Annotated in this window: 9 protein-coding genes; 4 read left to right on the top strand and 5 right to left on the bottom strand. The window is 59.4% G+C overall.

Going from position 1 to position 12,885, the window contains the following annotated elements:
* Nucleotides 1–43 precede the first annotated feature (43 nt).
* The 4 genes from AABB31_RS21700 to AABB31_RS21685 all read left to right on the top strand — a co-directional run bounded on the left by AABB31_RS21700 (nucleotide 44) and on the right by AABB31_RS21685 (nucleotide 4,897).
* Nucleotides 44–718 carry a hypothetical protein gene (locus tag AABB31_RS21700; protein WP_342076189.1) on the top strand — a complete coding sequence of 225 codons (675 nt, stop codon included), beginning with the start codon at nucleotides 44–46 and terminating at the stop codon, nucleotides 716–718.
* Nucleotides 719–797: 79 nt separating this feature from the next.
* A complete protein-coding gene (gene cobT / locus AABB31_RS21695; RefSeq protein WP_342076190.1) occupies nucleotides 798–2,678 on the top strand; it encodes a cobaltochelatase subunit CobT in 1,881 nt (626 codons plus the stop codon).
* A gap of 29 nt (nucleotides 2,679–2,707) precedes the next feature.
* The gene (locus AABB31_RS21690) at nucleotides 2,708–4,492 is read left to right on the top strand and encodes an aminopeptidase P family protein (RefSeq protein ID WP_373635324.1); all 1,785 of its coding nucleotides are present in this window, start codon (nucleotides 2,708–2,710) and stop codon (nucleotides 4,490–4,492) included.
* Between the two features lie 63 nt (nucleotides 4,493–4,555).
* On the top strand, nucleotides 4,556–4,897 hold the full coding sequence (locus AABB31_RS21685; RefSeq protein ID WP_342076191.1) for a DUF427 domain-containing protein: 342 nt from the start codon (nucleotides 4,556–4,558) through the stop codon (nucleotides 4,895–4,897).
* Between the two features lie 10 nt (nucleotides 4,898–4,907).
* Here the strand turns inward: AABB31_RS21685 and AABB31_RS21680 are convergent, their stop codons facing one another.
* From AABB31_RS21680 to ftsZ, 5 genes are all read right to left on the bottom strand, one after another.
* Nucleotides 4,908–6,596 carry a chloride channel protein gene (locus AABB31_RS21680; RefSeq protein ID WP_373635323.1) on the bottom strand — a complete coding sequence of 563 codons (1,689 nt, stop codon included), beginning with the start codon at nucleotides 6,594–6,596 and terminating at the stop codon, nucleotides 4,908–4,910.
* Nucleotides 6,597–7,434: 838 nt separating this feature from the next.
* On the bottom strand, nucleotides 7,435–9,084 hold the full coding sequence (gene recN / locus AABB31_RS21675) for a DNA repair protein RecN (RefSeq protein ID WP_342076192.1): 1,650 nt from the start codon (nucleotides 9,082–9,084) through the stop codon (nucleotides 7,435–7,437).
* A gap of 36 nt (nucleotides 9,085–9,120) precedes the next feature.
* Entirely contained in the window at nucleotides 9,121–9,957 is an 837-nt protein-coding gene (locus AABB31_RS21670; RefSeq protein WP_373635321.1) for an outer membrane protein assembly factor BamD, read from the bottom strand.
* Nucleotides 9,958–10,092: 135 nt separating this feature from the next.
* Nucleotides 10,093–11,010, bottom strand: a complete 918-nt coding sequence (lpxC, locus tag AABB31_RS21665; protein WP_342076193.1) for a UDP-3-O-acyl-N-acetylglucosamine deacetylase — start codon at nucleotides 11,008–11,010, stop codon at nucleotides 10,093–10,095.
* A 224-nt stretch (nucleotides 11,011–11,234) separates the two neighbouring features.
* A complete protein-coding gene (ftsZ, locus tag AABB31_RS21660; protein ID WP_342076194.1) occupies nucleotides 11,235–12,866 on the bottom strand; it encodes a cell division protein FtsZ in 1,632 nt (543 codons plus the stop codon).
* Between the last annotated feature and the right edge of the window lie 19 nt (nucleotides 12,867–12,885).

Genomic DNA, 12,885 nt, shown 5'->3' with positions numbered 1-12,885 from the left:
CTGTGTTGGCTACCGATACCAGACAGCGCGGGATGAAATGATCATGAGAATACAAGGCGCAGGCGCGGCATATCTTGCTTATTTGGTGACGGTCTTCGTCCCGTCCGCCACGCTTGCGCAGACGCCCCACCCGACGTCTATCCTGGGGCATGTCATTGATATGCTTTGCATTGATCTGACGCCCGATCTGGGGTGCGAACGGGTCATGTTGATTGCCAGCCAGCGCGATATCGGCACCGTCGATCTGTATATCTTTCCGCATGTCCTAAACGACCAGAAATCCGCATTGATGGTTGTCCCGGGGGCCGTATGGACCGGTGGCCTATTTGGCGACCTGCCAATCCTTGAAGCTTTGGAAAACGGGTCCCTGCGGATCACCGCGATGCAAACCGGATCCGGCCGCGAACCTTGGGAGCATGCGATAACAATCGCTGCACGTGATAAAACGCTGCTGGTCGCGGGCGAAACGTTTTCGACATATGACCGGATCGACAACAGTACATTCTCTTGCGATGTCAATCTTCTGAACGGGCGCTATGTTGTGACAGGTACGCCGCCGCAGATTGATCCGGCGACAGGTGCGGAACGGGATGATGACAGGGTGTTTGAGCAATCCGGACGTCTGGCACCCGGGGCCTATCCGCTCGAAAATCTAAGCTATGCAGATAGCTTGCCTGAAATCTGCGATACGATCCGCGCGGACTGGCCGCTTGATTGACGCAGATGCCCTGATCGGTCTGGTCATTGCCTCACCTGCCCTTTAGTTTGGCCGCGAAACCACGCCCGGACGCGCCACCATGAGCAAACCTACCGATAACCCTGCTGATCCGTTCAAGAAAGCCTTGGCCGAAGCCACCAAGGTCATGGCTGACGACCCGGAACTGGCCGTCACCTATTCGGTTGATCCGGCGGGTCAGACCGCCGACACCATCCGTCTGCCGCAGGTCAGTCGCCGGATGACCAAGGACGAGGTGTTGCTGGCCCGCGGGACCGCCGACGCATTTGCCCTGCGCCACAAGTTTCACGACCCAAAAGTCGCTGCCCGCTACATGCCGCAGGGGCAAATGGCGCAAGACCTTTACGAGGCGATGGAAGCCGCCCGGATTGAGGCCGTCGGCGCGCAATATATGCCCGGCACCGCCGGCAACATTGACGCCAAGATCGGTAACGAGGCGATGCGCAAGGGCTATGACCAGATCACGCAGGCAGCCGACGCGCCGCTATCCGTGGCCGCAGGCTATCTGATCCGCCATCTGGCAACGGGCCGCGACATGCCCAAAGGGGCCGATAACGTGATGGAGCTGTGGCGCGGCTTTATCGAGGACCATTGCGGCGGCACGCTTGAAAGCCTGTCGGACACTTTGAATGACCAACAGGCCTTTGCGAAATTTGCGCGCCAACTGATCAGCGACATGGGCTATGGCGACCAATTGGGTGACGACCCTGACAGCCTCGATGATGATCAGGAAGACGAGGCCGAAGACGGCACCGACGATCAAGAGGACGAGCCCGACAGCACCGGTGATGATGATAGCGAGGGCGAAGACGCCGAAGCCTCACCCGAGCAAAGCCAGGAAGAACAGCAGGATGCGTCCCAGGCCGAGGTCAGCATGGATGATCAGGCTGACGCCGAAATGGGCGAAGAAACCGAAATGCCCGAGGGCGAGGCCCCGTTGGAGCCGCCTGCCCCGCAACCCATTTCGGACGCCGATCCCGACTACAAGGTCGCCACCACCGAATTTGACGAGGAAATCGGGGCCGAGGATTTGGCCGAACCGGTCGAACTGGAACGCCTGCGCGCCTATCTGGATCAGCAACTCGAACCGCTGAAAGGGGCGGTATCGCGCCTTGCCAACAAATTGCAGCGCCGCCTGCAGGCCCAGCAGAACAGGTCGTGGGAGTTTGACCGCGAAGAGGGCATTCTGGATGCTGGTCGTCTGGCCCGCATCGTCGCCTCACCCACGACTCCGCTTTCCTTCAAGGTCGAAAAGGATACCGAGTTCCGGGACACGGTTGTGACCCTGCTTCTGGACAATTCGGGATCAATGCGGGGCCGCCCGATCTCTATCGCGGCAATCTGTGCCGATGTCATGGCCCGCACCCTCGAACGATGTGATGTGAAGGTGGAAATCCTTGGCTTTACCACCAAGGCGTGGAAAGGCGGCCAAAGCCGGGAAAAATGGCTGCAGGACGGGCGTGCCGCAACGCCAGGCCGACTCAACGATCTGCGCCACATTGTGTACAAATCAGCCGACGCGCCATGGCGCCGGACCCGCCCTAATCTGGGTCTGATGATGAAAGAGGGCCTGTTGAAGGAAAACATCGACGGCGAGGCGCTTGAATGGGCGCATCGGCGTATGTTGGCACGCGGTGAGCAGCGTAAGGTGTTGATGGTCATCTCGGACGGCGCACCGGTCGATGATTCAACATTGTCCGTTAACCCCGCGAATTATCTGGAAAAACACCTGCGCGACGTCATTGGTATGGTTGAAAAGCGCAAGGCCGTTGAACTGGTGGCCATCGGCATCGGCCATGACGTGACACGGTATTACGAACGTGCGGTCACCATTACGGATGTGGAACAGCTAGCCGGGGCGATGACGGAGCAATTGGCCAGCCTCTTTGACACGGATCCGCGCAAGCGTGCGCGCGTTCTGGGCCTGCGCAAGGCCAGCTAACGTCGCGCCTGATTTTCGGAATTAGACATATGTTTCAGACATTTGAAGCCTCATCCTCACCCGATCAAGGGCCACCCCGGCTGAAAGCCCTGCGCGATCTGATGAAAAGGCGTGATGTGGATGGCTTTCTGGTTCCCCGGGCAGATGCGCATCAGGGCGAATATGTTGCGCCTCGCGATGCCCGGCTGGAATGGTTGACCGGCTTTTCCGGCTCGGCCGGGTTTTGCGCTGTGCTGCATGACAGGGCCGGTATCTTCATTGATGGGCGCTACCGGGTGCAGGTTCGCGCACAGGTCGCAGAGGATTTCACACCTGTTCATTGGCCGGAAACGCAGCTTGCGGGCTGGCTGAACGCGCACCTGCCTGATGGCGGGATCATCGGCTATGATCCGTGGCTTCATACGGCGCAGGAAATCCGGCGCCTGCAAAAAGCGCTGGATCAGGCGACCCTCAAACCGCTGAGCAATCTGGTGGATCAGATCTGGGATGATCAACCTGCCCCCCCAGCCGAACCCTTTGCGGCCCACCCGCTGGAACATGCAGGCGAAAGTCATGCCGACAAGCGCGCCCGCCTTGCCGCAGATCTGGGCGCTGCTGCAGCTATTCTGACATTGCCAGACAGCATCGCGTGGCTGCTGAATATCCGCGGCACCGATATTGAACGAAACCCTGTGCCACAGGCCTTCGCCATCCTGTTTGAAAACGGCCATGTCGATCTATTCGCCGCACCATCCAAGACCCGCGACATCGCAGCACATCTGGGACCTGATGTGACCGTTCATGACGTGGATACATTCATCGACGGGGTTGCAGCACTGCCGGGACCGGTTCGGATTGATCCGCAAAGCTGCCCGCACCTGATCCTGCGGACATTGCATGCGGCCGGCCTCGACATCATCGAAAAGCGTGACCCTTGCGTCCTTCCGAAAGCGAGGAAAAACACAGCAGAGATCGCCGGCGCCAAGGCCGCCCATGAACGCGACGCGGTCGCCATGGTCCGGTTTCTGGCATGGCTGGATGCCGAAGCCCCAAGCGGCAAACTGACCGAGATCGACGTTGTCAAAGCCCTTGAAGGGTTCCGGCGCGACACCAACATGCTGCGCGATATCAGCTTTGAAACAATCAGTGGCGCAGGGCCAAATGGGGCCATCGTGCATTACCGGGTCACCGACGACACCAATCGCAAGCTGGATCAGGATAATCTGCTGCTTGTCGATAGCGGCGGGCAATATGTGGACGGGACCACAGACATTACACGCACCATCGCCATCGGAACGCCGGGCGATGAGCACAGGCAGTGTTACACCCACGTCCTGCAAGGCATGATCGCGATTAGCCGCATCCAATTTCCTACCGGGGTTGGCGGGCAGCATTTGGATGCCTTGGCGCGTGCTCCGCTGTGGATGGTCGGCATGGACTATGATCACGGCACCGGGCATGGGGTTGGCAGTTATCTTAGCGTGCATGAAGGGCCGCAAAACCTGTCGCGCCGGTCACAGGTGGCGATTGAGGAAGGCATGATCCTGTCCAACGAGCCGGGATATTACCGCGAGGGCGCCTTTGGGATCCGCATCGAAAACCTCATCGTCGCGCGCAAGGCCACGCCGATCCCGGGCGATGACGGGCGCAAGATGCTGTCGTTCGAAACACTGACATATGTGCCGTTCGACAGGCGGCTGATCGACGTCAATCTTCTCGGCAATGCAGAACGGGACTGGATTGATCGCTATCATGCCGATACGGTCGCGCTTCTGGCCGGGCGGCTGGATCAGCCAACGGAAAGTTGGTTGCGGCAGGCCTGCGCCCCACTTTGACGAAAAACTGCCATCTTCTGCGACTAGGGTTGCGCCCGGATGGAATATTGAAAGGACATCACAATGGCCAATGAGATCAAAATTCGCCCCGCAACCGGGACATGGTCAGTCCGCGCCGGCGGCGCTGTCCTTGGGGAAAGCACCAATGCGCTGGAACTGACCGAAGGGGATTATCCGCCCGTGATCTATTTCCCACGTGCTGACATCGCGATGGCCTTTCTGGAACCGAGCGAGACAACATCCACCTGCCCGTTCAAAGGCAAGGCCAGCTACTATTCCATCGTCGCCAAAAGCGGCCCGATTGCGGATGCGGTATGGTCCTACGAAGACCCGATCGCGGCTGTCGCTGAGATCAAGGATTATCTGGCCTTCTATCCCTCAAAGGTCGCGGTCGAGAAAATCTAGCCCCACCCTGTCAGGAATGTTCCTCGGCCGCCGTATCGGCCAGCGCCTTGTTCATTGCCTTCAACGCATCGACCTGAAACAGCGCCCCCCACAATTCGGGCGGTGCGTTTTCGCCCGCCAGGGTCACAACCGGAACAAAGCTGTACCCTGACTGCTCAAACAGCGGCATGGCCTGTTCCAACGTAGCATTGCCATCAATATAGGTGCCCTCGGCGATCAGGTCCCAACAGGCATCAGCAGCGGCGGCATTTGGTGCGTCCTTGTCGCGCATCACTGTCGAGACCCGGAAGGTCGCAAGCAGGTAGGATTGCGGTCCGGCCGCCAGATGCACGTTGCGCCGTTCCAACTGTGTCAGGAAAAATGACCGGTCCACCAGACGCGATGACAGCGCTGTGGACAGCGAAACAGACACCATGACCGCAAGACCGGTTTGCCAGTCGCCTGTCAGTTCGAACACAATCAATGTTGTTGATATGGGCGCCCCCAGCACGGCCGCCGCAACCGCACCCATGCCGGCCAGCGCATAAAGCGTCCCCTCGCCGGAAACCGTCGGAAACACAGCCGTGGCGATAATACCAAAGGCGAGACCGGTCAGCGCCCCCACCATCAGCGAGGGCGAAAAGACGCCGCCCCCCATCCGACCGCCCATGGTGATCGCCACGGCAATCACCTTTAACACAACAAACACAATCGCCTCATGCAGCAAAAGGCTGCCCGTCAAGGCTGCCGAGGTCGTCTCGTACCCCACGCCGATGATATGTGGAAACCAGATCGCCAAAAGGCCCAGCAAGCCACCCGCAACCGCTGGGCGCAGGAAGGCCGGCAGGCCCGTCCTCTCTTGCATGTAACTGGCAAAATTCTCGGCCCAGAAGATGGTCTTCATCAAGATGACCGCGACCAACCCGCAAATCAGGCCAAGCAGCAGGAACGCCGGCAATTCCACGTAGAAGGCCAGCGCATTCTTTCCTTCCAGCATGAATTCGGTCACGTCACCAAAGGCCAGCCGGTTGACGACCGTTCCTGCGGCGGATGCGATCACAATCGGGGCAAAGGCATGCATGGCAAAATGGCGCAAGATAACCTCAAGCGCGAAAAGCGCCCCGGCAATTGGGGCGTTAAAGCTGGCTGATACGGCTGCGGCCACCCCACATCCCAACAGATCTCGGCCTGTGATCCCGTTGGCCCGTATCCACCGGCTGACCGTGGTCGAAATCACAGCTGCCAAGTGGACGACGGGCCCCTCGCGCCCGCTTGATCCGCCGCTGGACAAGGTGATTAGCGATGCCGCCGCTGACGCCAGACCGGCCCTGCGTTCCACCCGACCTTCGTTCAGGGCTGCCCCTTCGATGACATCCGCGACAGACCGTACGCGGCCATCCGGCGTAAACCGGGTCAGGATCACCCCGACACACAAACCACCCATGATTGGGATAATCAGAATCTGATACCACGCCAGTTCGGCCACCATGCTGGCAAAACTGTCGCGACCATCCGTGCCGTAAAGATATGATTGCGCGGTCTCGATCCCAAGCCGGAACAACACGGCTGCCACGCCTCCGGTGATGCCGATGGCAAGGGCGATGAACCAAAACTGTATCTGGCTGGGGCCACGTGTCTTAATAACCCGTAAAGCGTCGACACAGGTCATCCGCCAGTCCGAAAACACGCTGCCAATCAACTTTGAGATAGAGTCAAACATTGCCGCCATAACACTCGTCTTCGACCCTGCCCGCAACACCACACTCAATACAGTGTTATTTCGCCATGACCACTATATGTTGTTCACCGACAGCAAAGACCAGCATTCTGTTGTGATTTCCGGGAAGGAAGGCCAGAAACGCGATTCTTTTGCCTAGTCCACGAGGCGCGCTTGGCGCGATTTGATCCGCAAACTTTTGTCAGAGTGCCTCCAAAACAGACATAAGCGGTAAATTGCCGATGCATATTTGCAACATTGCGCGATTGACTTTTTGATAGTTTTGGAAATTTTCGCCCACTGAATCTGTCAGGAAACACTCATAGGGCGAATCCGGCAGCGAGCGCGATGGCGCGAAGCCGACCAAAGGTTAAATTGACCCTACGTTACAAATCGCCTTGGAATAGGCTGTTATTGCTTCAAAAAATCTTGTTTTACTATATTTTCCGCATGTAAATTATTTCGAAATTCTGGAATCGTACCCAAAATCACAGATCGGCGCCGTTCAACCTGAAATAGTTATGTCAGCGTAACTGACATACTTTGGGACAGGTTGATACTCCTACGTAGATACTGATATTCCATACGTACCGGGCCGCTTTGGTCCTGTGTTGGTAACGAGTACTTGGGTTCGGTTCCACATTTCGGCGGAAACTTGCCCAGCGTTAGACAGAAAGGAACGTTTGCGTCCCCTTCTGAAAATATTGAAGACGTGCGTGGCGGAGGTGAGTGGCCAAAGCGTACAATGGTACGAGTGGGTTGGGTAACCCGTAAGTTCAGAGGCGGTGCAGTTTGAAGCGGCAATAGTCGCGTCACAACGGCATCGCCTCTTATTTTTTGATCAGGCCTTCATCAATGCTGACGCGGCCGCCCGGGCGGCATCCGTGATCGTATCCCCCGACAACATGCGCGCGATCTCGTCAATCCGGTCGCCCTCGTCCAAGGCTATGACGGTCGAGGTGGTCGCTGTCTTGCTTTGACGCTTTTCGACCCGCCAATGATGCCCGCCGCGGGCCGCGACCTGCGGTGAATGGGTTACCACAAGGACCTGCCCGTTCTCGGCGATATCCGCCAACCGGCGCCCCACTGCCGCAGCCGTTGCGCCGCCCACACCGCGGTCGATCTCGTCAAAGATCATGGTAATCCCACCGCCCGCCTGGGTCAGGCAAACTTTCAGCGCCAAAAGAAAGCGGCTTAGCTCGCCGCCTGACGCGATCTTGTTCAGGGGGCCAGCCGGCGCGCCGGGGTTTGTGGCCACGGTAAACGCCACCTCATCCATGCCGCCGGGACCAGGGGGCGCCGATGTGCAGATCGTCGCGAACACAGCGCGTTCCATTTTGAGCGGCGCCAATTCGGATGCCATCGCCTTATCCAATGCCTTGGCCGCCGCCTGACGGCGTTGGCTCAGCACCTGCGCCGCGCTGTCATATTCGCCCTGCCTTTGCTGGACCGCATCGCGCAACCCATCCAAGGCACCGGTGCTGTTATCAAGCACCGCAAGCCTATCGCGCAGCTCATCCGCAAACGCACTCAGATCGTCGGGCAAGACGTCATGCTTGCGCGCCAGACCGCGGATCGCGAACAGACGCTCTTCGACCGTTTCCAGCTCGGATGGGTTGAACGTCAATGCGTCGCGACAACGGGCAACACCGTCTTGCGCTTCGTCCATCGCAAGCATCACCCGCTCTAACGCGTCAAGCGGCGCATCAAGCTGGCTTTCCGCGCGATCTGCGACGCCCTGCAGCCAGCGAAACGCATCCGTGATCAGCCCTTCGGCACCCTGCAGTCCCAGCGCTTCGGCGGCCCGGTCGATATCGGCGCGGATTTTCTCCGCGCCCTGCATCAAACGGCGCTGGGTATCCAGCGTGGCTTCTTCGCCCGGTTCCGGCGCCAACGCATCCAACTCGTCGACCGCATGGCGCAAAAACGCTTCTTCGGTCCGCACCTCGGCAACCTTTGCCTCCGCCTCCTGCAAGGCTTGCTGTGCGGCCGATAATGCACGCCAGGCGCCGCCCACCTTTTGCAAGACATCATCATGGCCTGCGTAAGCGTCCAGCATCTGGCGATGCCCGCGCGGGTTCAGCAAGCCGCGGTCATCATGCTGCCCATGCAGTTCGATCAGTGTATCTGACAGACGACGCAACACCTCGCCGCTGACCCGCCTGTCATTCACCCAAGCGGTCTTGCGGCCGTCGCTGGTATTGACGCGCCGCAGGATCAACTCCTCTTCGGCCTCGATACCCGCGTCTTCCAGAATGGCCCGGGCCGAGTGCCCGGCCGGCAGGTCAAACCACGCGGTCACCTCGCCTTGCTGCGCACCCTGGCGCACCAGTTCGGCACGTCCGCGCCATCCCAGCACAAAGCCCAACGCATCCAGCAGAATGGATTTTCCGGCACCTGTTTCGCCGGTCAGCACATTCAGGCCGGGCTGGAACGTCAATTCCAGCCGGTCGATGATCAGCATGTCGCGAATATCAAGACCGCGCAGCATCAGCAGGCCTGCAGGCCAGTTGCGAGGGGCCCGTGCTTAGAGCCACTCACCGCGCACCACCTGTCGATAAATCGATGCCAGCCAGTTATCACCGCGCGCCGCCGCCGGAAGGCCGCGCCCGTTCAACAACGCAAAACTGGATTCGTACCATTGGCTGGACCGATAATTGAACCCAAGGATGGCCCCCGCGCTTTGCGCTTCTTCCAGCAGGCCAAGGGCGAGATATGTCTCGACTAGCCGATGCAGGGCTTCGGGCGTCTGGGTCGTGGTCTGAAAATCCTCAACCACGGTACGGAAGCGGTTTGCCGCAGCCGCGTAATGCCCGCGCTTAAGGTAGTAGCGCCCGATTTCCATTTCCTTGGCCGCAAGATGATCAAAGGCCAGGTCAAATTTCAGCACCGACGTCCGGGCATATTCGCTTTCGGGATAGACTTCGATGACCGTCCGCAGCGCTTGCAGCGCCTGAAAGGTCAGACCCTGATCGCGACCGATCTCGTCGATCTGATCGTAGTAGGACAATGCCAGAAGATATGCGGCATAAGGGGCGTCTGCCTCGGCGGGATAGAAATCCAGAAAGCGTTGGGCCGATGCCCGGCTGTTTGGATAGTCTTCGTCGCGGTGATAGGAAAAGGCCTGCATGATCAGCGCCCGCTGGGCGAACTCTGAATACGGGTACAAGCGCTCAATCTCGCCGAAGGTAAAGGCCGCGTCATCGGCACTGCCCTGTTCCAGCTGCCGCTCGCCGCGTTCAAAAATCTGCTGGGCGGTCAAATCCTCGAGCGGGGTTTCATTCGCACTGCCACAGCCCAAAAGGAACGCAAGTGCCACAACTGCGCCCATGCGACGCCCGATGCTGTCCCTGCTGCCCGACATTTCTCGTATTCCTAACCTGTGGTCGCTCGAATTGTGGGCGCATTGGCCCTTGGTTACGCACACATCTAGCATAGAAAAATCGGGGGCAAAACGCCTTTTGCGCGCTTGCGCGATCAACTCTGCGCGGTCAACCCGTTAGGCAACGGCGTCAAGATCGGCAGGCGATACGCCAACACCCGGCAAACGGGCCGCGATTTTCGCGTCACACGTGACCCAGCGCCATGCCGTCGGATCGGCAAACAAGGCGCGCAACAGCTTGTTCGTCATCGCGTGGCCTGCGCGGACACCGGTATAACGCCCCAGAATCGGCGCGCCCGCGGTGTAGAGATCACCAAGCGCATCCAGCATCTTGTGGCGCACGGCCTCATCGGCATGCCGCAGCCCGCCCGGTGTCAGCACCTTGTCACCATCCACCACAACCGCATTGTCGATGGATCCGCCCAAGGCCAATCCATTGGCATGCATCGCCGCCACATCAGCCGCCCGGCAGAATGTCCGGCTGTCACAAAGCTCGCGCACAAAGCTGCCATTGGCCATGTTCAGCGTCTTGTGCTGATGGCCGATTGCGGCATCCGCAAAGTCGATCTCAAAGTCGATTTGCAGGCTGGTCGCTGGCGACAGGCGCGCAAAGCTTGCCCCGTCAACAACAGCAATCTCTTTGACGATCTCTATCGCCCGCAGCGGTGCGGACAGGCGCGTCAGCCCGGCCTTGATCAGACCCCGCACAAAAACGGCTGCGCTGCCATCAAGGATCGGCACTTCGGGGCCGTCGATATCAATCGACACGTTATGCACGCCACATCCCGCAAGGGCCGCCATGATATGTTCAATGGTCGAAACGGTCACGCCGTCATCATTTGTCAGACGGGTATTCAGGGGCGAGACAATCACCTGATCCCACGACGCTTTCAGCACGGGCAAACCCGTCAGATCCACCCGCCGGAACACAATACCCGTACCCGCCGCCGCAGGACGCAGCACCATACGCACAGGCGCGCCTGAGTGGAGGCCAACGCCAACAAACGTGGTTGTCTTTTTCAGTGTTGTTTGCACGGAATGCGATCCTTGCCCCGGTATTCATGAGTGGTGGCCGAGACCTAAAGGCTGTCAGGCACGTTCTCAACTCACTCTTTACAACGGTCTGAAACATGCCGAGGCTATTTTGCGTCTGCAATATGGCACCTGCAGAAAGCCATTGATTCCAAACGAAAAAGGCCACCCTGTGGGTGGCCTATCTTGCCTCACAAACGTGAAACACTTGCGTAATATTTCACATCCTAGTTGGCCTGACGGCGCAGGAAAGCCGGAATTTCGATCCGCTCCTGATCTTCCGCAGCTTCGGGTTCTTGATGAATCGCGGTCACCTGGGGCTGCTGACGGGCCTGTTGCTGCGGGGCAGCTTCGGCTTGTGCCCCTGTCATGCGGTTGATCAGGGAATTGATCCCGAACCGGGGCTTGTCTGCATCCGATGCAGGGGCCGCCTGTTGCGGCTGGGCAGCAGCCGCACGGCCTGGTGCGCGGGCGACAGCGGCCTGCAGGCGCGCCATTGCTTCGGGGGTTGGTGTCCCCGGTGCGCGGGGCTGCTGCGGGGCCACGAAGGTGTCAGCTTCTGTCAATGTCGGCTCTGGTCGTGGTGTGTAGGCCGGCGGGGGCAGATCATCTGCGGCGGCTTGCTGGGGGACTTCGGCCACCTGTGGCTGCGGTTCTGGTTGCGGCTGAAATGCTGCAGGCTGTGGTGTCGGCGCTGGCGCAGCTTGTGGCACGTCAAGCTCTGCAAAGCTTGGCTGTTCCTGAACAACCGGGGCCTCTGCCACGGCTGCGGCTGGCGCGGGGGCCGGCTCTGGTTCGGCGACTGGTGCAGGCGCTTCGGGTGCGGCTGCGACAGGCGCTGCCAGCGGCGCGGCCATTGACCGGCGCGGCAGTGGCGTGTCGGCATTGCTGACAACAGCGTCGATGCCTGTGGCAACAACCGATACGCGCATCCGGCCTTCCATACCCGTATCCAAGGTCGAGCCAACAATGATGTTCGCCTCGGAATCGACCTTTTCGCGGATCTTGTTCGCCGCCTCGTCCAGTTCGAACAAGGTCAGGTCGTAACCGCCTGTAATATTGATCAAAACGCCCTTTGCGCCTTCCAGCGAAATTTCGTCCAGAAGTGGGTTGGCGATGGCTTTCTCGGCCGCCTGAATGGCGCGGTTTTCGCCATCCGCCTCGCCGGTGCCCATCATGGCCTTGCCCATCTCGTCCATCACGGCGCGGACATCGGCAAAGTCGAGGTTGATCAGGCCCGGACGGACCATCAGATCAGTCACGCCTTTGACGCCTTGATAAAGCACATCATCAGCAAGCGCGAAGGCCTCGGTAAAGGTGGTATTCTCGTTGGCCAGCCGGAACAGGTTCTGGTTTGGAATGATGATCAGCGTGTCGACGACCTTTTGCAGGGCTTCAACGCCCTCTTCGGCCTGTTTCATCCGCTTTGCGCCTTCGAACTGGAATGGTTTTGTCACCACACCAACGGTCAGAACACCCATTTCGCGGGCCGCTTGCGCGATAATCGGCGCGGCGCCCGTCCCGGTGCCACCGCCCATACCGGCCGTGATAAAGCACATATGCGCACCCGCCAGATGATCGACAATCTGTTCGATACTTTCTTCCGCGGCAGCGGCCCCAACGGTTGCGCGCGCCCCGGCACCCAGCCCTTCGGTCACTTTCAGACCCATCTGAATCTTGTTTTCCGCGCGCGCCTGCTGCAGCGCCTGCGCGTCAGTATTGGCCACAACAAATTCGGTCCCGTCGAGTTCTTTCTCGATCATGTTGTTGACCGCGTTACCGCCAGCGCCGCCCACACCAAATACGGTGATACGTGGCTTCAGTTCTTCATGCCCCGGTAGGGATAGATTCAGTGTCATACTCGATCCGCCTGTTTTT

The organism is Yoonia sp. SS1-5, from assembly GCF_038443705.2.
Classification (GTDB): Bacteria; Pseudomonadota; Alphaproteobacteria; order Rhodobacterales; family Rhodobacteraceae; genus Yoonia; species Yoonia rhodophyticola.
The sequence above is the reverse complement of the archived record's forward strand: the minus strand, read 5'-3'. Positions and strand labels throughout refer to the sequence as shown.

Excerpts from the sequence above, each read along its gene's own strand:
- AABB31_RS21700 (WP_342076189.1), top strand. The coding sequence starts at position 44 with ATGAGAATACAAGGCGCAGGCGCGGCATATCTTGCTTATTTGGTGACG.
- cobT (WP_342076190.1), top strand. The coding sequence starts at position 798 with ATGAGCAAACCTACCGATAACCCTGCTGATCCGTTCAAGAAAGCCTTG.
- AABB31_RS21690 (WP_373635324.1), top strand. The coding sequence starts at position 2,708 with ATGTTTCAGACATTTGAAGCCTCATCCTCACCCGATCAAGGGCCACCC.
- AABB31_RS21685 (WP_342076191.1), top strand. The coding sequence starts at position 4,556 with ATGGCCAATGAGATCAAAATTCGCCCCGCAACCGGGACATGGTCAGTC.
- AABB31_RS21680 (WP_373635323.1), bottom strand. The coding sequence starts at position 6,596 with ATGTTTGACTCTATCTCAAAGTTGATTGGCAGCGTGTTTTCGGACTGG.
- recN (WP_342076192.1), bottom strand. The coding sequence starts at position 9,084 with ATGCTGCGCGGTCTTGATATTCGCGACATGCTGATCATCGACCGGCTG.
- AABB31_RS21670 (WP_373635321.1), bottom strand. The coding sequence starts at position 9,957 with ATGTCGGGCAGCAGGGACAGCATCGGGCGTCGCATGGGCGCAGTTGTG.
- ftsZ (WP_342076194.1), bottom strand. The coding sequence starts at position 12,866 with ATGACACTGAATCTATCCCTACCGGGGCATGAAGAACTGAAGCCACGT.